The 19,070-nt window shown below is 62.8% G+C and carries 16 protein-coding genes; 6 read left to right on the top strand and 10 right to left on the bottom strand.

The features are described 5' to 3' along the window. The first annotated feature begins 144 nt into the window (after positions 1–144). From ACZ89F_RS06420 to ACZ89F_RS06405, 4 genes are read left to right on the top strand one after another with little or no spacing between them, the layout of a single operon-like run. Positions 145–1,131, top strand: coding sequence for an aldo/keto reductase (locus ACZ89F_RS06420; protein ID WP_476090913.1), 987 nt, complete (start codon positions 145–147; stop codon positions 1,129–1,131). A 17-nt stretch (positions 1,132–1,148) separates the two neighbouring features. Continuing rightward, positions 1,149–1,985, top strand: coding sequence for an amidohydrolase family protein (locus ACZ89F_RS06415; RefSeq protein WP_476090912.1), 837 nt, complete (start codon positions 1,149–1,151; stop codon positions 1,983–1,985). A 41-nt stretch (positions 1,986–2,026) separates the two neighbouring features. Beyond that, positions 2,027–2,611: a DUF1349 domain-containing protein gene (locus ACZ89F_RS06410; protein WP_476090911.1), complete on the top strand. Its 585-nt coding sequence runs from the start codon at positions 2,027–2,029 to the stop codon at positions 2,609–2,611. A gap of 13 nt (positions 2,612–2,624) precedes the next feature. Next, positions 2,625–3,065, top strand: coding sequence for an RbsD/FucU family protein (locus ACZ89F_RS06405; protein ID WP_476090910.1), 441 nt, complete (start codon positions 2,625–2,627; stop codon positions 3,063–3,065). A gap of 165 nt (positions 3,066–3,230) precedes the next feature. Here ACZ89F_RS06405 and ACZ89F_RS06400 read toward each other — a convergent pair whose 3' ends face one another. Further along, a complete protein-coding gene (locus tag ACZ89F_RS06400; RefSeq protein ID WP_476090909.1) occupies positions 3,231–4,001 on the bottom strand; it encodes an SDR family NAD(P)-dependent oxidoreductase in 771 nt (256 codons plus the stop codon). 30 nt (positions 4,002–4,031) lie between these two features. After that, complete coding sequence (locus ACZ89F_RS06395; protein ID WP_476090908.1) at positions 4,032–5,558, bottom strand: aldehyde dehydrogenase; 1,527 nt, start codon at positions 5,556–5,558, stop codon at positions 4,032–4,034. A 273-nt stretch (positions 5,559–5,831) separates the two neighbouring features. On the opposite strand from ACZ89F_RS06395, the gene ACZ89F_RS06390 reads away from it, so the two are divergent. Both ACZ89F_RS06390 and ACZ89F_RS06385 read left to right on the top strand, forming a co-directional pair. Further along, positions 5,832–6,602 carry an IclR family transcriptional regulator gene (locus ACZ89F_RS06390; RefSeq protein WP_476090907.1) on the top strand — a complete coding sequence of 257 codons (771 nt, stop codon included), beginning with the start codon at positions 5,832–5,834 and terminating at the stop codon, positions 6,600–6,602. After that, the gene (locus ACZ89F_RS06385) at positions 6,589–7,449 is read left to right on the top strand and encodes an AraC family transcriptional regulator (protein ID WP_476090906.1); all 861 of its coding nucleotides are present in this window, start codon (positions 6,589–6,591) and stop codon (positions 7,447–7,449) included. The genes ACZ89F_RS06390 and ACZ89F_RS06385 overlap by 14 nt, the downstream gene beginning before the upstream one ends. Here ACZ89F_RS06385 and ACZ89F_RS06380 read toward each other — a convergent pair. The 8 genes from ACZ89F_RS06380 to ACZ89F_RS06345 form a co-directional block, all read right to left on the bottom strand. Further along, the gene (locus tag ACZ89F_RS06380; protein WP_476090905.1) at positions 7,436–9,433 is read right to left on the bottom strand and encodes a 2Fe-2S iron-sulfur cluster-binding protein; all 1,998 of its coding nucleotides are present in this window, start codon (positions 9,431–9,433) and stop codon (positions 7,436–7,438) included. The genes ACZ89F_RS06385 and ACZ89F_RS06380 overlap by 14 nt on opposite strands. A 146-nt stretch (positions 9,434–9,579) precedes the next feature. After that, positions 9,580–10,926, bottom strand: coding sequence for an NAD(P)/FAD-dependent oxidoreductase (locus tag ACZ89F_RS06375; protein ID WP_476090904.1), 1,347 nt, complete (start codon positions 10,924–10,926; stop codon positions 9,580–9,582). Between the two features lie 118 nt (positions 10,927–11,044). Then, positions 11,045–11,968: a LysR substrate-binding domain-containing protein gene (locus tag ACZ89F_RS06370; protein WP_476090903.1), complete on the bottom strand. Its 924-nt coding sequence runs from the start codon at positions 11,966–11,968 to the stop codon at positions 11,045–11,047. 145 nt (positions 11,969–12,113) lie between these two features. Then, the gene (locus ACZ89F_RS06365) at positions 12,114–14,528 is read right to left on the bottom strand and encodes a GcvT family protein (protein ID WP_476090902.1); all 2,415 of its coding nucleotides are present in this window, start codon (positions 14,526–14,528) and stop codon (positions 12,114–12,116) included. Positions 14,529–14,592: 64 nt separating this feature from the next. Further along, on the bottom strand, positions 14,593–15,771 hold the full coding sequence (locus tag ACZ89F_RS06360; protein WP_476090901.1) for an amidohydrolase: 1,179 nt from the start codon (positions 15,769–15,771) through the stop codon (positions 14,593–14,595). A 1-nt stretch (position 15,772) separates the two neighbouring features. Beyond that, positions 15,773–16,825: an ornithine cyclodeaminase gene (locus tag ACZ89F_RS06355; protein WP_476090900.1), complete on the bottom strand. Its 1,053-nt coding sequence runs from the start codon at positions 16,823–16,825 to the stop codon at positions 15,773–15,775. Between the two features lie 46 nt (positions 16,826–16,871). Then, complete coding sequence (locus ACZ89F_RS06350; RefSeq protein ID WP_476090899.1) at positions 16,872–18,119, bottom strand: CaiB/BaiF CoA transferase family protein; 1,248 nt, start codon at positions 18,117–18,119, stop codon at positions 16,872–16,874. A gap of 240 nt (positions 18,120–18,359) precedes the next feature. After that, positions 18,360–18,962, bottom strand: coding sequence for a dimethylsulfoniopropionate lyase (locus ACZ89F_RS06345; protein ID WP_476090898.1), 603 nt, complete (start codon positions 18,960–18,962; stop codon positions 18,360–18,362). Positions 18,963–19,070: the final 108 nt, after the last annotated feature.

Below are 19,070 nucleotides of genomic sequence, written 5' to 3'. Positions count from 1 at the left end.
TCCTGAAATCGGCATGCACAAGATGACAAGAAAATTGCCTATTTGCAAGATAATTTTCTTCAAAGAAATTTATTGACACACAAGAAAGAGAGTGGGAATTAGCTGTCCAACGGATTTGAGGCGCGTTTTTGGGGCGAATCTTTCATGCGAGAAACATCTGTACGGAGGCCTCTAGGCCGCACCTCGCTGAAGGCCACAGCCCTGGGCCTGGGGACGACGGCGATCGGCGGGCTGTACTCCGCGACCAGCGACGCTGCCGCTTTTGAGACGATGGAAGCTGCCTGGAATCTCGGCATACGATTGTTCGACACGGCGCCACAATACGGTAACGGCATGGCCGAACAACGCCTGGGCGCCTTCCTGAAAACCAAACCGCGCGACAGCTATGTTCTGTGCACCAAGGTGGGCAGGCTGCTGCGGCTTCCCCAAGAGCCCGAGGACGAGGATGCGTACTACAAGGGAACGCCCCCTGAGCGGCCGGTCTTCGATTTCAGTTATGACGGGGTCATGACATCGGTCGAAGAAAGCCTGCAGCGTCTCGGTCTCGACCGCATCGATGTGCTGCATATCCACGATCCGGATGCGCATTTTGCGCAGGCAATGGACGGCGCCTACAAGGCATTGGATGAACTGCGCTCCGAAGGGCAGATCGGCGCCGTCGGTGCCGGCATGAACCAGAGCGAAATGCTGGTGGAGTTCGCGCGCGACGGCATCTTTGACTGCTTCCTGCTTGCCGGCCGCTACACGCTTCTCGAACAAGGTGCGCTCGACGAGCTCCTTCCGCTTTGCGTGGAAAAGCAGATCTCCATCATCATTGGCGGCGTCTATAACAGCGGCCTTCTCGCAAATCCGGGAACCGGCGCCAAATTCGACTACCAGGAGGCCGACAAGGCGCTGATCGACCGCGCCCTGCAACTCGAAAGGGTCTGCCTGCGCCATGGCGTGCCGCTGAAGGCTGCCGCCATTCAGTTTCCGACGCTGCACCCAGCGGTCGCAAGCGTCCTGACCGGAGCCAGAAGCCGGGAGGAGATCATCGAAAACGACAAGCTTTTCCGGCAGCCCATCCCAGCGGCCATGTGGGACGACCTACGATCTGCGGGCCTGATCTCATCTCAAGCCCCCACCGCCTGAACCGCATGCGACCGCGCGTGATCGACGCTCACCAGCATTTCTGGAATCTGGAAACAGGCAGCTACCCATGGATGGCGGGCGACGCCATGCGCCCGCTACGGCGTGACTTCGGTCCCGACGACTTGTTGCCGCTCATGGCGGAAGCCGGCGTCGATTCTACCATCTTGGTGCAATGCCGTCATGATGGGGAGGAGACCCGCGACTTTCTCGCGATAGCGCAAGAGCATACCTTCGTTGCCGGCGTTGTCGGCTGGATTGATCTTCAGTCGAACGACTGCTTGCGCCATATCGAGAAGCTGCGTGCTCTTCCCGGCGGGGACCGGCTCATCGGCATCCGCCACAACGTTCACGACGAGCCCGATGCGGATTGGCTGCGACGGCCTGCGGTCCGTGCCGGCGTCTCGGCCGTTTTCGAGGCGGGATTGACCTTCGATCTGCTCGTGCGCACCCGGGAGTTGCCTGCCGCAATCGACCTGGTGCGAGAATTTCCAAGCGGGCGGTTCGTGCTCGATCATATGGCCAAGCCCCCGATCGCGTCCGGGGTCAAGCTCCCCTGGCAGTCCCGCCTGAAAAGGCTCGCCGCGCATGGAAATGTCTGGTGCAAGATTTCCGGCCTCGTTACCGAAGCGGAATGGGGATCATGGCGGGCTGAAGATTTCGATCCATACATGCGGCTGGCATTGGATGCTTTCGGGCCGGAGCGCATAATGTTTGGCTCTGATTGGCCGGTTTGCACATTGGCGGCTGGCTACAAGGACGTGAGAGACATCGCAGGCCGGCTGGGCGATGCCAATCCCGAACTGGCCGGCCGATTTTTCTATCTCAACGCGAGCGATGCGTATCGTCTGCGGTAGGCCGCGGGGCCATGACCATCATTCTCACCAGAGGAAACGGAATGAACATTAACTTCAAGGACGGCACATGGCTCAATCAGCCGGCAAACTGGTTGGCGGAGGATGCCAGCCTCACCATGACGACTGACGCCAAGACCGATTTCTGGCGAGAAACCCATTACGATTTCACCCGGGACAGCGGTCATTTCCTTGGCTTTCCGGCGACCGATGACTTCACCGCCAGGATTCGCATCCAGGGCGAATTTCGCACCCTGTACGATCAGGCAGGCCTCATGGTCCGTATCGACGAGAGACGCTGGGTCAAGACCGGCGTGGAGTTCACCGATGGCGAACTCTTCCTCAGCACCGTCATCACCGATGGAAAATCCGACTGGTCGGTCTCGCAGCCCTTCAAGGAACTGGAGGACTTCCACATCCGGCTGACGCTTGCCAGGGGCGCCATGCGCATTCAAGCCTCGCGGGACGGTAAATTCTGGCCGCTGTTACGCCTGGCGCCCTTCCCGGCCGCCGCCTCTTACGCGGTCGGCCCGACGGCCTGTACGCCGGAGCGCAGCGGGCTGAGCGTCCGCTTTTCGGAATTCTCGATCGGTCCGGCCATCACCACCGATCTCCATGATCTGAGCTGAAGGATCCTTCACAATGCTGATTGGCATCGACCCTATCCTGAATGCTGACATTCTCCACGCATTGCGTGCCATGGGCCATGGCGACGAAATTGTTATCGCCGATGGGAGCTTCCCCGCACAAACGGTGTCGAAGCGTCTTGTCCGCATGGAAGCGAGCGACTTGCCGCGCATGTTGAAGGCGGTGCTGTCGGTGATGCCAGTGGACGATTCCGAGCCAGATCCGGTGATGGGCATGGAAGTCATAGGCGATCCTGAAAAGATCGTACCGGCACATATCGCAATACAGGCGGTGCTCGATGCCTTGCCCGGCCAGCCGACAAAGCTTGCCCGGATTGAGCGTTTCGCATTTTACGAGCGCGCCAAGCAGGCATTCGCCGTCATAGCCACTGGCGAAACCTTGTTCTACGGCAACGTGATTATTCGCAAGGGGACCGTCGACCTGGGCGTGAACTGACCGACATAAACGAATGGGTTAACATTAGACTCCCTGGATTAGATTTGAGGCGCCGGGGCTGGCATCGGCATGGACGCTTTGGATGGAAGCAGATGGGCCCCGGATGTCCAGGGCTTTCCTCGAAAGATCGAGCGTTGGTGAACGTTCAAGGGCGCTTGATCGACCTCATCGGCAGGTAAAACCTCCGTCCACAGCCAAGGCCACGCCGGTGACGAAGGAAGCATCGTCGGACGCGAGCCAGAGCACCGCGTGAGCAGCCTCTTCCGGCTTGCAGAGCCGCCCCATCGGTACCAGCGCCATCATCTTTCGCTCGTTCGCGTCTGCTTCCCCGGCATCGCCACTGCGGCCGGTGAAGCCCATCTTCATCGGCGTATCGGCCAGTCCCGGACATACTACATTCACGCGTACTCCATCGGGGGCGAACGTCTGCGCCAACGATTTCGTCAAGCCCACCACGGCGAACTTGCAACTCGAATAGACCGGACTGAACATCGAGCCGACGAGACCGGAGACCGATGCGGTAAAGACGATCGATCCGCCGCGGCGCTTGCGCATATGCTTGATGACTTCGCCGGCAGCGAGCGTGGCCGACTGGACGTTGAGCGCAAGCGCCCGCTGATAAGCGGTGATGTCGAGCGCCTCGATCCCGCCGGGGCCGGGGATGCCGGCGTGGGCCCAGAGGATGTCAACGCCGCCGAGCGCTTCGGCAGCCTGATTGATGCTATCGCGCGCGCCCTCGGGCTCCGCGAGATCGGCTTGTACGGTGTGGATGCGCTTACCCGACGGATCGAGATCGGCCTTCAGTGTGGAAAGGGCGTCGGCGTTGATGTCGATTGCACAGATTGTAGCCCCCTCGCGCAGGAACAGTTCGACCCCGGCGCGCCCCATGCCCGAGGCGGCTGCGGTGATGACGGCGAGCTTGTTGGCCAGACGCATGCTTGTATTTCTCCAACTTTCTTCAAGACGTCACTGTGCGTAGGCGTCGGGGAACATGCCCGTCGTGCTGACAACGGTCGCGCGCGTGTCCAGATAGGGATCGAGCGCTTCCAGGCCGTTCTCGCGCCCCCATCCGCTCGCCTTGAATCCACCATAGGGGATGCTCCAGCGCAGATAGCGATAGGTGTTCACCCAGACGACGCCGGCCCGGATCCGTGCCGCCGCCCGATGCGCCCGGCCCACATCCCGGGTCCACAGGCCCGCCGTCAGGCCATAGCTGGTGTCATTGGCGAGAGCGATCGCCTCCTCCTCGCCCTCGAACGGAATGAGCGCCGCAACCGGACCAAAAATCTCCTCGCGGGCGACGCGCATGTCGTTGCCCACATCGGCAAAGACCGTGGGCTCAACGAAATAGCCGCCCTCTAGCCCGTTGCGCTCGATCCTGTTGCCTCCGGCAATCAGACGGGCGCCTTCCTCGCGGCCAATGCCGATATAGGAGAGCGTCTTGTCGAGTTGCTCCTGGCTAGCCTGCGGCCCCATATGCGTCGCCTCGTCGAGTGGCCTGCCGACGCGGACCTTTTCGGCGCGGCGGGCGAATTCCTGCGCCACCTTCTCGTAGACGGGCCGCTCGACCAGAATGCGGGAGCCGAGCGCGCAGCTCTGGCCGCACAGCGCCCAGGCCGAGCCTGTCGCCGCATTCAGCGCCTGCTCCAGGTCCGCGTCGGCGAACAGGATGTGCGGCGCCTTGCCGCCGAGTTCGAAGGTGAAGCGCTTGAGCGTATCCGATCCACGCTTCAGGATCTCGCGCGCGGTGGCGCCCTCGCCGGTGAACGTTATCTTGTCCACGCCGGGATGGGTGACCAGATGGTCACCCGCTCCATCGCGACCGTAGCCCGGCACGACATTGACCACACCGGCAGGAAAACCCGCCGCCTCGAACAGCCGCGCCAGTTCCAGCGAGCTCACCGGAGTCAGCTCGGCGGGCTTGAGCACGATGGTGCAGCCCGCCGCCAGCGCCGGTCCGAGCTTCCAGCAGGCCGCCATCAGCGGCACGTTCCACGGCGTAATCGCGCCGACGACACCGACCGGAACCCGCGACGTGAAGGCGTGGACGCTGTCGTCGAGCGGGATCGTGCGGCCGCCCTGCTTGTCGCACAGGGACGCGAACCAGTGATAGTAGTTGTGGTGACCGCCGACATCGACCCGCGACTCGCGCAGCGCCCGACCATTGTCGCGGGACTCGACGACCGCAAGCTCCGCCGCATGCCTCTGGTAGAGGTCAGCAAAACGCCGCATCAGCGCCGCGCGCTCATGGGCCGGCATCCTGCCCCACGGCCCCTCGAAGGCCGCGCGGGCCGCCCCCACCGCCCGATCGATGTCCTTCTTGCCGCCATAGGCGACGACGGCCCAGGGCCTGCCGGTCGCGGGATCGATGCTCTCGATAAGTCCGCCGTCTTCGGGAGAGATCCAGGCACCGCCGATGAACAGCTTCTCGTAACGGACAAGCTGCCCCAGCGGCTCCGTCCCGTTGCGACCAGGGACATCATCAGCGATCAAGGCAGCTCTCCACATAATTCCTGTTTGTGAATTTCTAAATCACAGCCAGGAATAATGTCAACTCCGACCCGTGCCTCACTCCCCAAGGAACTCCGCGATCGGCAAATTTACGACTTGTAACCAGTTGCGATTGCCTTCCAGTCGACGACCTGTATTCCATGAAATGCACATAAGCGATTGCGGTGTTCACATACCTGAATTATAGACGTCTTCGTTGAGCGCGCGCGGCGGCCGTAATGGCGGGCCGGGCCTCGGCGGAAGGATCGGCGCTGCATGCATGTCAGACAAGCCGCGAATGTCGTTGAGCTTCTGGAGTTTTTCGCCAAGCGCGGCGAGCCCGCCACGCTCGCCGAGATCGCGGACGCACTCAACTGGCCTCGTTCCAGCACGTTCAACATCGTCGGAACGCTGGTGGACATGGGCTATTTCTACGAACCCCGTCTGCGCGGTGGCTACTTCCCGAGCCCACGGTGGCAAACGGTCGTGCAGCTTATCGGCGAAAGGGATCCGCTTCCGAGCGCCCTGCTTGAACTGGTAGACGATATTTCGGCACGCACCGGGGAGACGACGGCCGTCGGATGCGCATCCGGCGTGTCCGCGATCTTCCTCTATGTAAAGGAATCACGCCAGCCGATCCGCTACTTCGCAGAGGTTGGAACACGGGTTCCGATTCACGCCAGCTCGGCCGGACGGGCTATCCTGGCGCAGATGAGGCCGAAGGAGCGGGAACTGCTCTACCGCAAGCTTGTCTTCGAGAAATATTCGAACACCACCCCTATGGGCATCGAGCACATCGAGACGGAATTGCGCGCGGCCGCCGAGCGTGGCTACCATCAGAGCAATTCCGAATACATCCCCGACCTGGCGGGCGTTTCCTTCCCGATCGCCCTGGACGCGAAATGCCTTTCCATTGTCGTGGCCGGGCCTGTTTCGCGCTGCCTGGAACGCAGGCCCGAAACCGCCCGGATCATGGCGGCGGCGATACAAGAATCGGGTTTCAAAGCGGCCGCCACGCTTGCGGACAAGGCGGATGCCCTGGAATAGGAGCCATCCCGTCGACTTGCCTCTCGGAGGCGATGCGGCGAGCCCTGATGCCGCCATTCGCTTTCCGGAAGGCGATTTCGACGAGCTTCAGGCGTCCACCGACCCGATCGTGGCGCAAGAAGTGCGGCATGCGACGCGTATTTCCGGACAAATGCACAGGCATGACCGGGCACAGTTGGTCTATGCGGCCGCCGGCTCAATGGATCTGGAAACCTCGGCCAACCGCTGCCGGTTGGTGCCAGGCCAGGCGGCATGGTTGCCCGGCGGTCTCGACCACAGGGTCTCCGGCGCCGTCGCGCCGGTCTTTCGCTCGCTCTATGTCAGGCCGGATCTGGCCAAGGCCTTCAATCGACACATGACCATCGTCGGTGTCTCGCCTTTCATGGCCGAGCTTCTGGTGCGCCTGGTCGGCCTTTCCTGCGGACAAGGCGACCCGACGACCTACCGGCATCTCGTCGCCCTCGCCTTGAGCGAACTCGCCGTGGCAAGGCCGAGCCCGCCGACCCTGCCGATGCCATCCGACAAGCGCCTGCTTGCGGTTTGCCGTGCTCTGATCACCCATCCCGCCGATCGCCGGACGCTTGCCGAATGGGCGTGCAAGACCGGCGCGAGCAGGCGCACGCTTGAGCGCCTGTTTCGCGAGCAGACGGGAATGAGCTTTGCCGCATGGCGGCAGCTGTGCCGGGTCCTGGCATCGATACCCTGGCTTCAGCAGGGCCGGCCGATCCAGACCGTCGCCTGGGAAGCCGGGTATGACAGCCCCAGCGCGTTCGCCGCGATATTCCGCAAGATCGTCGGAGCCCCGCCCAGCGACTTTCGTGTTCGTCCGACGTTCAGCAGTCGATGACCAGATTCCCGCGCGGAATGGCCTGGCAGAGCAGCACCTGCCCGCTTGCCAGGAACGGCTCGTCCCCCGCCGGATAGTCGGTGTCTCCATCGATGAGGCGCTGCACGCAGGACTGGCATTCGCCGTTGCGGCAAGAATATTGAATGTCGATTTCGTTCGCCAGGGCAAGGTCGAGCAGCGAGCCGCTTTCGGGTTTCCATGTCGCGCTCTTGCCGGAGCGCGCGAACGTCACCGTGCATGCCGCGCGACCTGCCATGGCGCTGGACAGCGCGCCCGCAAGGCCCCCAGCGCGCGGTTCAAACGCCTCGGTCCTGACGCTTTCGGCGGTCGCACCTAGGGCAATCAGGTCTTGCCGGAGCGACGACATGAAACCGTCGGGACCGCAGATGTAAAAATCGGCATCTGAGACCCGCACCAGCGATGCGATCATGCTGGCATCCAGGCGGCCGCGATGGTCGTATGCATCGCCATGCTGGGGCCGGGAGTATGCGTTGAAGAGCCGGATCGTTGCCGCGGATTGCCCCGCTATGCGCAACGCCTCGTCCTTGAACAGGTGATGTCTGGCATCACGAGCCGCGTGGATGAACCAGACATCGCGGCCGGCTGGCTCGCGCGCCAATGCTTCCAGCATCGGCAGGAGCGGCGTGATACCGACGCCGGCGCTGATCAGCACCACCGGACGCGGCGGCGCACTGTCGAGCACGAAGCCGCCGGCCGGAGCGCCGAGCAGGATCTCGTCTCCAACCTCGACCGACTCGTGCAGCAAATCCGACACGCCCCCTCCCCCGATACGGCGCACCGATATGCGTAGCGATCGTTCGTGCGGGATGCGGGAAACCGAGTAGCATCGAGACCGTGGCGGCTGGCGCATATCCTTCGGCAGCGACACAGTCACATACTGTCCGGGCGCGACCGCGCCGAGCGGCGCGTTGTCGCGCGGCGCCAGGACGAAGGACATGACGTCGGGGCTCTCCTGTCGCCGCTCGACACAGGAAAAGCCGCGCCGGCCGCTCCAGGCGAACGGACGCGCATCGCTCCATATGCGCGATCGCGCGAACGCCGCGGAGCAATGAAAGTAAATCTCCTCGGGCATGATGGTGAGCTGGCGCGCGTCTCCGGCGGCCGGCTGACGGCTGCGGTAGGCGCCATTCATCCGCATGTTCTCGCATCGGCCGGGTTCCACGGCCAGCAGCGCGCATTTTCCCGATCGCGGAAGCATCCAGTGTTTGGCCTGGCCGTGCGGCAGAAAGAGCAGAAAGGACTGCCCGTTCGCGACCGGATCCTGGCGCAGCGTCGTGCCACCGACAAGATCGAGCGCGATGCCACCGTCTTCGCCCTCGCGCGCGAAGACGATAAAGCGCGCTTCGTCGAGATAGGCCATGGCACCCGGCCCCGCAGCCCTGTAGACCTTCGTTTGCACGGGAATGCTCGGCGTTCCGTAGATCTCCCGCAGGCCGGCGTCCGCGATATTGCGTTCGCCCGCGACATCCCACGCGACAGGCTTGTGCCCGCCATCGGCCTGCCACCGCGTGTCCTTGACATAGATATCCATCAGGTCGAGCGGCGGCTTTCTGGCGTCGGCGTCTACCCATAGGCCGCCTCTGGCGAAAGCCGCGGTGGCGACGAATTCCATCGACCGCGGGGTGAGCACCATGACGCTCAACGGCCGGTTTTCATCCGCCGGAAACATCGCGATGTCGGCCTGCGACCGCCATATCTCGGCCCGGGCGCCGATCCGCAGATAGTCTTCCGCGCGCCTGTTGAGCAGGATGAGAGACACGTCGGGATTGCCCAGCACATTGCCGATCGTGTCGAGCCTGCGATTGCCCACATAATCGGGCAGCAGCAGGCAGCCATCATCACGCAGCCTTGCGACGGACGGCTGTCCTCCCCGGGGGGACACATCCATTGCCCCGGCTGCGTTGCGCGACGCAATGAACAGCAGGGGCGCCTTCTCGATGAACGAGCGCGCACGATCATCCATTTCGCAACCTCGAGGACCGTTTCGAATGGACCGAGTTTAGGGGCGCGCGCCGGCGCGCGCCCGGGAAAGAAGGCAGTGAATGCGGCAAACCTCGTCTCGCTCCCGCCAACGGTGCATGCCGACGGGCCGGCGGGCGGCTGGAACGCTTACAGCGATGGCCCCAATCGGATCGGGCTGCCATCGCTGAAACGGGACTGACGGAACCTGTGGAGATTGTGCCCGGTCTCGTTGCCCTGGATCAGATCGGACAGGATGCGGCCCATGCCGGGTCCTATGCCGAAGCCGTGGCCACTCATCCCGGTCGCGATAACGAGACCCGGGATCGCAGCGGCGCGATCGACGACAGGCACGACATCCGGCATCGCATCGATTATGCCTGCCCAGCTCGCCCTGATCGGCACGGTCTTGAATTGCGGGAAAAGCCCTCTGAACCCGCTGTCGATGGAACGAAGTGCCGAGGCCTCGGGAGCGGGATTGAGGACGCGCATCCGTTCGAACGGACTTTCTGTATCCGCGTCCCATCTGCGCGGGGTCGACCAGCCATCGGGGTACCCGCGCGGCGCCACCGGCAGGTAGCGCGTGCCGAGGGGATTCGCCTTCAGGGCCGGGAAATATTTCGCTGCGTGGCGAACTGCGTCCGGCCCGACATAGAGCAGGTGACTGCCCCCCGCTGCCAGCGTGTACCCGCCATCCTGCCTGCGTCGGAAAGCGATGTGTTCGTCCGTGGCGGCACCGGCGTGGATTTCCGCCATAGGCGCTGTCGCGGCGACGGTCGCCCTGACGCTGAGTTGCGGAATCGAGATGCCGTGCGCGCGCAGGAAGAGCGACGTCCACGCGCCGCTGGCGACGAGGACGCTCGAGGTGGCGATGTGGCCCCGCTCGGTCCAGACGCCGCTGATCCGGCCCGCCGAGATGTCGAGCATACGTGCCGCGCAATTCTCGATGATCGTGACGCCCTGCCGGACGGCCAGGCGAGCGATCGCGGGCACGGCGACCCAAGGCTCGGCGCGCATGTCCGATGGGGTGGTCATGGCGCCTTTGAACGGTCGCGACATGGCCGGGATCAGGCTTGCCACCTCACCTTGGTCGAGGAGACGTGTGTCGACGCCATGAGTCTGGGCGATCTTCAGGAATTTCGCGAAACCGGCCATCTCCTTGTCCGTCCGCGCAAGATAGGTAACGCCCGTCTGCTTCAGCCCTATGTCCTCGCCGCACTCCTCGGCCAGTTGCCGCCAGAGGCGCTGCGCTTCAATCACGATCGGCAGTTCATCGGCATCGCGGCCCTGCTGCCGGATCCAGCCCCAGTTGCGCGAGGATTGCTCGGCGGCGATGCGTCCCTTTTCCAGCAGCGTCACCGAGATGTTGCGTCGCGCCAGGAACAGTGCCGTGGTCACGCCAATGACGCCGCCGCCGATGATCACGACGTCCGAGGTCTTCGGCAGCGGCTCTTGAAACTGGATTGGAGTGGCTTCGGTGAAGGGGAAGATTGTCAAAGAGCACTTCCTTATTGGTATGCTACGGCGGTATCCGGTCTACAGACTTGTCCTGGCGGCGACAGCTGGCCGCTTCCGTGGAATGTCGGCGCCGCGTGAGGGGATTGATGGTCAGCTACTACTGGGTCGACTTTGAGAACCTGCGCGCCAATGCAATGAAGTTATTGACGGCCATCGAAACATCCCCGCGCCGAAATGCCACTGAAAGCTCCGCTTTCGGAATGGGATCGACAAGCGGGCGGTAGACGACATTTGGCAGTTGGATGCAATGCACGGATTGCGGAACGAGTGCAACGCCGAGACCTACTGAAACCATGCTGGCAATGGTCATGAAATCTCGCCCTTGCGGCCCGAGCCGCGGTTCGAAACCCGCGGAACCGCAGGCTGTCACAGTGTGGGCATGAAAGCTGACCAAGGGCGGGTGTTGCGGGGTTATGAACGTCTCTTCGGAAAGGTCGCCGAGGGCGACAGAGGTCCGATCGGCTTGCTGGTGCACACCAGGCAAGGCGATCAAAAGATATTCCGTCAAAACTGAAACCGAAGCGAGACCTTCCGGCAACGGCACCGGTGGTCGGATGAAGCCAATATCCAGACGCCCCTCCGCGATGGCCTCGAGCTGGCGGAGCATTTCAACTTCCGAGATTTCGAGGTCCACCTGAGGGTAATTCCCGCGGAACTCCCCGACCAGTTTCGTCAGCATCCCCGTATAGGCGGCCGAGCCGACATAGCCGATGGCCAGCCGGCCGACTTCTCCGCGTGCGGCGCGCTGCGCAGTCTGTGTGGCGCGCTCGACATGGGCCATGATCTTGCGCGCTTCGGCCTCAAACAGTTCGCCCGCAAGGGTCATGCGAAGGCGACGGCGGGACCGGTCGAACAGCGTGACCTGAAGGATCTGCTCGAGCATTTTGATCTGCTGGCTCAGCCCCGGTTGCGCAATGTCGAGCCGTTCGGCCGCCTGACCGAAATTCATTTCATCGGCGATGGCCAGGAAATATCGCAAATGGCGAAGCTCAAGATTTGCGGCGCTCGACTTTTTGCCCAAAGCGACCTCTACGCGTGCTCCAGAGCCTGAGAACCTGCCCCGGGGACGTTGCTCAGGCTGCCTACAGTATTGACTTTTCAAACTCTCGCCAGCGCCAACCTGCCCGGTTTGGTCCCTTCCTTAGGGAAAGGGTCTTCATTCCCGATCAGCCCCTCATTACCTTGCCCATCGGATCGTAGGGCGAGTCCTCGATGATGCGGCATACGCGCTCGTCGCCGACGATGTGGGTCCGGAGTTCGGTGCCAGGCACCGCGAATTCGCGGTCGACCAGTGCAAGCGCGATCGACTTGCCGATCGTGTAGCCATAGCCACCCGATGTGACATAGCCGACGAGCCCGCCGTCCTTCCAGATCGGCTCGTAGCCCGATGCGTCGGCATCGGTCGCGTCGACTTCAATCGTCACCAGCCGCTTCTTCGCGGACTGGGTTTGCTTTTCCGCCACCGCCGCTTTCTTGCCAACGAAATCCGGCTTGGAGAAGTCGATGAAGCGGTCGAATAAGGTTTCCTGCGGTGTATAGGACTGCGTGAATTCGCGGTTCCAGATGCCGTAGCTCTTTTCCAGGCGCATGGCGTTCAGAGCGGCGAAGCCGACTTCCTTGAGGCCGACATCCCTGCCGACCTTGAGCAGCGTCTCGCGGACGGTGCGGTGATAGCGGGCGGGAACGTTGACCTCGAAACCCATTTCGCCGGTCACGGACAGGCGGCCGACCTTGGCTCTGGCGAGACCGACATCAATGGTCTTGCAACCGAGGAACCTGAGGCCGTCATTGGAGACATCATCCTCGGTCGCGCGCTGCAGCACTTCGCGCGAGAGCGGGCCGCAGAGCGAAAAGCCGACCCAGTCGTCGGAGAGGTCGCGGACGGCCACGCCAGGCTCTGCGAACTCATCCCACCAGCGCATGTGCCATTCACGCAGATAGTACGAGCCCATGATCCAGAAGGTGCCGTCACCCCAGTTGAAGATGGTGAGGTCACCCTTGAGCTTGCCGTTGGGCGCGAGCATCGGCGCCTGCACGGAGCGGCCGGGCTTCGGCAGCCTGCAGGCGAAGACGCGGTCGAGCCAGCGCTCTGCGTTTGGACCGCCGACCTCGTAACGGGAGTAGCCCGAAATATCGATCAGGCCCGCCTTTTCCCTGGTGTGCAGCGCTTCCTCGCCGACGATGTCGAAGGCGGTGGAGCGGCGCAGCGTGTGATTTTCCACATACTCCTTCGGCGCGAAGTAGATCGGCACTTCGAGGCCCCAGGAAGTCGCCCAGCGGGCGCCAGCCTCGGTCATCGGATCGTATGAAGGCGGGACCTTCAGCGGACGACCGGCGGGCAGTTGCTGGTTCGGGTAGGTCATCACGAAGCGGCGGGAATAGAACTGGCCGGTGGTTTCCTTGATGTAACGGCGGTTGGACGCATGCTGGCCATAGCGGGCGATGTCCATGCCGAAAATGTCGTCCTGAGGCTCGCCCAGGATCATCCATTCGGCCAATGCCTTACCGACGCCGCCACCCTGCGAGAAGCCGGCCATGACGCCACACGCGACCCAGTAGTTGTTGACACCGCGCACCGGGCCGACCAATGGGTTGCCGTCGGGCGTGAAGGTAAAGGCGCCGTTGACCCAGCGCTTGATGCCAGCCGATTGCAAGACCGGATAGCGTTCGTAGGACAGTGTCAGTTCGTGCTCGATGCGATCGGGGTCTTCCTGGATCAGGTCGAAGCCGTAGTCCCACGGTGCGCCATCCATGTTCCAGTGGCGGTGATCCGTTTCATAGATGCCGAGCATGAGTCCCTTTTGCTCCTGGCGCAGATAAGAGAAGCCGTCGAGATCCACGATGGTCGGCAGTTCGGCCTTGAGCGCGGCGACCTCGGGGATCGCTTCCGTGACGAGATACATGTGCTCGAGCGGCGAGACCGGCAGTTCGAGGCCAGCCATGCGGCCGACCTGCTTGGCCCAGAGGCCGCCGGCATTGACGACGTGCTCCGCCTGGAGGGTGCCCTGTTCGGTAATGACGTCCCAGGACCTGTCGGGTCTCTGCTTGAGCTCCACCACGCGGTTCTTCTCGACGATCGAGGCGCCGCGCATGCGGGCCGCCTTGGCATAGGCGTGCACCACGGCGGAGGGATCGAGATGGCCCGTGCGCTCGGAATACATACCGCCGACGATGCCGTCAGGCTTGACGATCGGGCAGCGCTCGAGGATCTCGTCGACCGTGATCAGTCGCACATCGTCGATACCCATGGACTGGTAGATGCGGAAAGATGCCTTCTGCGCATCCCACCGATCCGCGTTGCAGGCATAGGAAATGCCACCTGTTCGGTGCATGCCGATGTTGACGCCCGACTCCTTCTCTACCTCGGAGATCAAATCGATCGTGTAGGCTTGGAGCGCTGCGACATTGGTGTTGGCGTTGAGCCGGTGGAAATCGCCCGCAGCGTGCCAGGACGACCCGGAGGTCAGCACGTTGCGCTCGATCAGCAGCGTGTCGTTCCAGCCGAATTTGGCGAGATGATAGAGGATGGCGGTGCCCACCACGCCGCCACCGATGACCACGACCTTGTAATGCGACTTCATGTGAACTCCGGAAGATTGAATGGCGCGCGCAGCCGCCTCTTGGGGCGGCGGCCGGCGAAAATGCTCAATGGTTTTCCAGGCAAGCCGCCAGCGTTTCCGAGAAGACGCGGATGCCGATCGGGATCAGGTCGTCGCGGAAGTCGTATTCCGGCGTATGCACCGGCGGCCAATCCAGGCCGGAACCAAGCAAAAGCATCGCCGACTTCGCACCGCTCAGGCCGAACCGGCCGAAATCCTCGGAGCCGACCGATGGCAGGGTTTGAACCTGGTGCACGACCCCAGCGCGCTCGACCCCGCTCTGGAGAAGCTCGGTTGCCTCCAAATCGTTCGTGCAGGCAAGGAATATATCCTCATAGCCAATCTCGCAGGCGAGCCCATGGCGATCCGCCGTGGCGCGAACCAGGCTTTCGACCCGCGCGATCAGCGCATTCATATCCTCATCGGCGATCGTGCGCAGCGTTGCAAGGATTTTGGCTTCGCCGGGCGCCACGCCATAAGACACCGCCCCCATAGAAGCATGCGTGATCGTGATCATCGAAAATCCCTGCCCCAGCGGCTTGCCGCTGCCGCAGGACTCCAAGACAGGCATCAACTCGGAGATTGCCTTCATGGGGGAACGGCCATCGGCGGGGCGCGAGGCGTGAGCGGTGCTGCCGATCAGCCGGATCCAGATGCCGCGAGAGGCACAATTTGCTGGGCCGGGGCCAAGCTTGGCGATGCCGAACTCCAGACCGGGCATGTTATGCAGCGAGAATGCCCAGTCGGGCTTGATCTCACCATAGCGCTGATCGGCAATCACGGCGGCGGCCCCGGCGCCGTTTTCCTCGGCCGGCTGGAACATCAGGATGACCCGTCCGCTGGCCGGGCGCGCTCGCGACAGGATGCGGCCGAGCCCCAGCAGAATCGTGCTGTGGCCGTCATGGCCGCAAAGATGCGCCTTTCCCTGCACCGCGGAACGGTGCTCGACCCCACCCAGTTCTTGAATAGGCAGCGCATCCAGCTCCGAGCGGAAAAGGATCGTCGGCCCCGGCGCACCGCTGTCATAGATCGCAGCGACACCGTGACCGCCCAGTTCCGTCAAAACCCTGTCGGGATGCGTCGGCACCAGCATCTCGCGGACACGCCGAGCGGTCTCCTGTTCTTCACCCGAAAGTTCGGGATTGCGGTGAAGTTCGTGGCGGAAGGCCATCAGTTCGCGAAGGTCATCTTCGGTCGGCAGGGGGAAAGACAATCGGTTCGTCATGTCACGCAGCCGCTCTCAGAATCATTCCGTAAAGGTCACGCGGTTCGTCCGGATCTGCGACAAGATCCAAAGCGGTGTAATGCGCCGTTCTCTTGATCCGGTCATTGACGTAGCGCAGGGCCGAGAAATCCTCGATCGCGAAACCCACACTGTCAAAAAGCGTTACCTGCCGTTCGTCCGCACGCCCCATGGCGGTGCCTGCAATCACGCGCCATAGTTCGGTCACTGGGTAGTCTGCAACCAGCTGCTGGATCTCTCCCTCGATGCGGGTCTGGGGAGGATACTCGACGAAGATCTCGGACCGCAGCAGGATGTCGCGGTGCAATTCCGTCTTGCCGGGGCAGTCTCCGCCGATGGCATTGAGGTGGACGCCGGCGCCGACCATATTGTCGGTCAGGATCATCGCACACTGCTTGTCGGCGGTGCTGGTGGTAATGATCTGCGAACCTTCGACCGCTTGTTCCGCGCTTGCACAGGCGACGACTATGAGGCCGCTGCCCTGCAGGTTTGCCAGCGCCTTGGCTGTTGCCGCGGGATCGATGTCATACAGCCGCACGGTGTCGATACCGCAGATCGCCTTGAAGGCCAGCGCCTGAAACTCGCATTGCGCGCCGTTGCCGATGATCGCCATGACACGGCTGTTTCTCGGCGCCAAGTATTTCGCGGCGATGGCCGAAGTCGCGGCCGTCCGCAACGCGGTCAACAGCGTCATCTCCGTTAAGAGCATGGGATAACCGGTGTCGACATCGGCCAGAACGCCGAAGGCAGTGACGGTTTGCCGCCCGCCGCGCATGTTCTTGGGATGGCCGTTTACGTATTTGAACCCGTAGGTGGTTCCGTCGCTGGTCGGCATCAGCTCGATCACGCCGTCCGTGGAGTGTGAAGCGATGCGCGGGGTCTTGTCGAACAGTTCCCAGCGGCGAAAATCTTCTTCGATGTAGGCGGCGAGATCGGACAGCATCCGTTCGACTCCGGTGTCGATAACCAACTGCATCATGTGCTGGACACTGACGAAGGGCACGAGGCTGAGAGGGCCCGGCGGGCTGAGAGGCATTTTGTTTCCCCGTTTGACGGTCGGGACGGGCCCGAGCAGATTGGAGTTATGCGGGCGGCCGATCGCCGAAGCCGTGACCTGCCTTGTCAACAGCCGCGGCGGAGGTGGCGACGATGCCCCGATCCAGAAGGTCTGATATCCGGTCTTGCGACACGCCAAGCTCCCGTAGCACTTCGACTGTGTGCTCCCCCAGCATGGGGGCAAAGCGGGTGATCTCGACCGGGGTCGCGGACATTTGCACCGGGTTGGCCATGGCAATGGTTCTGCCTTCGCTCGGATGCTCGACCGTCTTGAAGAATTCCACATCCGCCAGATGGGGATCGCGCAGGACGGTCTCGAAAGTGTGCATCGCCATGACAGGCACATCGGCGGCGTCGAGCAGATCGATCCACTCGCCGGACGAGCGGGTCAGGAAGATCTCGGCAAGCCAGCCATAAACAAATGAAATGTTGTCCATCCGCGCGCGGAAACTGGCGAAGCGGCCATCGGTGTGCGTCAGATCGTCTTGGCCGATGACCGCCAGAAAGCGCCGCCAGTGATCGTCGGTGTAGACCAGCGCGCAAACGTGGCCATCGGCCGTGCGAAGCGGGCGGCGATCACGTACGAGCTGGCGGATATAACCGCCATGATCGAGCGGTGGATCGAAGGTCAACCCGCCCAGGTGATCGTTCAGGACAAAGCTGACCATCGTTTCGAACATCGGCACGTCCACGCGCTGACCGCTGCCGGAGCGGCTGCGCTCGATGATAGCGGCGAGGATGCCACTCAATGCGGTCAGTCCGACGACGCGATCAGCAATGGCCGCCGGAACATAACGCGGCTCATCCGACCCCGAGAGCATGAACAGATGCGAAAGCGTCGCGCCGCCCTGAATCAGATCGTCGTAGGCGGGGCGCGCCGCGTAGCGCCCCTGTTGACCGTAGCCGTAGAGCCCGGCGTAGATGAGGCGCGGGTTGACGACGCGGACCTCTTCCCATGACAGGCCGAGGCGTTTCATCGCCGCGGGTCGCACGTTATAGACCATGACATCCGCATCACGGCATAGGTCCAGAAGCAGTTCGCGCCCTTCGGCGGTCTTGATATCCAGGACGACCGACCGCTTCGAGCGGTTTGCATTCAGAAACAACGGCCCCATCGCCGGCGAGCGCGACGGTCCGACGCTGCGCATCAGATCTCCCGAGGGCGGCTCCACCTTGATCACATCCGCGCCGAAATCCCCAAGATACTGGGTCGCGAATGGCCCCATCAGCACTGAGGTGAGGTCGATGACCTTTACGCCGGACAGCGCTCCCATCTCGCCTTCTCTCTTTCAATTCTCGGTGTCAGGTCCCGATCTCGTCGCCTCTCCCGCCGCGGCCCGTGAGGGTGCAGTTACGGAGGGAGGAACCTGCTCTCTCAGATGTTGACCGGCACTTGATGATCGACTGCCATCGGGGCAGAAGCTTCCGGTGCAATCCATCATGACAGGTAGACACATTGTTTCAATATGCGCTTCCAGCGAGATTGATAGGTGTGACTTATGGGACGATGACACTCAGCCGGAGTGGTCTGCCAACAAGGCCCAGAACGCCAAGAACGGCGCATCGAGCGATCTCATCGCATGTCGGAGTCCCGGCGGGTTGTAGAACGATCCGCCCAGGCCAGGGGCGAACCAGACCCCCTCCCCTTGCCGGAACTCCCCCGGGGTGAGGACAAGGTAGACCTCTTCGGGCGCGTGGTCATGATCAGGATAACGCACATTCGGCGCCATCAGGGTGACGCCCAGCCATAAGTCCCTGCGCTCTTCAAGCCCGCCGGGTCCGACAATCATCGCATTGGCATGCCCGGCGTCGAAATTCGCACTCGCGGTCGCGTCATAGTTGATCTTTCGACGCCATTGGAGCTGCGGCTCGATTGCCTTGAACCGCTCGACCAAGCGCATGAGCGCCGGGTCTGTGGTGTGGATGGAGAGTGCCGCTTCGAGCTGATCGCAGGCGGGCAACCGGCTTCCGAGTCCGGAGCGCATGACACCCGGGCGCTGCAACGCGGTGAATATGCCGCCGACGGATCGGCGCGCCTGTGGCCCCATGGCAAACTTGCCAAATGCTTCATGGGCCGCAGCCACGAAGGACTGCAGACTTTCATTGCGCTCGGTCAACGCGACATCTCCAGATTGTTCGATCCGATCCAGGCCAGAACCACTTGAGAGGCCCAGGCTGCACAGAGCCACCTTGGTAGGCATAGTCGAGCAGCACGGGCATGGTCG

The organism is Mesorhizobium sp. USDA 3734, assembly GCF_056279665.1.
Note: the sequence above shows the minus strand (reverse complement) of the source record. Positions and strands in the feature narration are given on the sequence as shown.

Bases quoted from the DNA above. Each gene is read 5' to 3' on its own strand.
- ACZ89F_RS06350 (WP_476090899.1), bottom strand. From the start codon at position 18,119: ATGGGAGCGCTGTCCGGCGTAAAGGTCATCGACCTCACCTCAGTGCTG.
- ACZ89F_RS06360 (WP_476090901.1), bottom strand. From the start codon at position 15,771: ATGACGAACCGATTGTCTTTCCCCCTGCCGACCGAAGATGACCTTCGC.
- ACZ89F_RS06420 (WP_476090913.1), top strand. From the start codon at position 145: ATGCGAGAAACATCTGTACGGAGGCCTCTAGGCCGCACCTCGCTGAAG.
- ACZ89F_RS06355 (WP_476090900.1), bottom strand. From the start codon at position 16,825: ATGCCTCTCAGCCCGCCGGGCCCTCTCAGCCTCGTGCCCTTCGTCAGT.
- ACZ89F_RS06380 (WP_476090905.1), bottom strand. From the start codon at position 9,433: ATGGATGATCGTGCGCGCTCGTTCATCGAGAAGGCGCCCCTGCTGTTC.
- ACZ89F_RS06385 (WP_476090906.1), top strand. From the start codon at position 6,589: ATGCCCTGGAATAGGAGCCATCCCGTCGACTTGCCTCTCGGAGGCGAT.
- ACZ89F_RS06405 (WP_476090910.1), top strand. From the start codon at position 2,625: ATGCTGATTGGCATCGACCCTATCCTGAATGCTGACATTCTCCACGCA.
- ACZ89F_RS06365 (WP_476090902.1), bottom strand. From the start codon at position 14,528: ATGAAGTCGCATTACAAGGTCGTGGTCATCGGTGGCGGCGTGGTGGGC.
- ACZ89F_RS06410 (WP_476090911.1), top strand. From the start codon at position 2,027: ATGAACATTAACTTCAAGGACGGCACATGGCTCAATCAGCCGGCAAAC.
- ACZ89F_RS06400 (WP_476090909.1), bottom strand. From the start codon at position 4,001: ATGCGTCTGGCCAACAAGCTCGCCGTCATCACCGCAGCCGCCTCGGGC.
- ACZ89F_RS06390 (WP_476090907.1), top strand. From the start codon at position 5,832: ATGCATGTCAGACAAGCCGCGAATGTCGTTGAGCTTCTGGAGTTTTTC.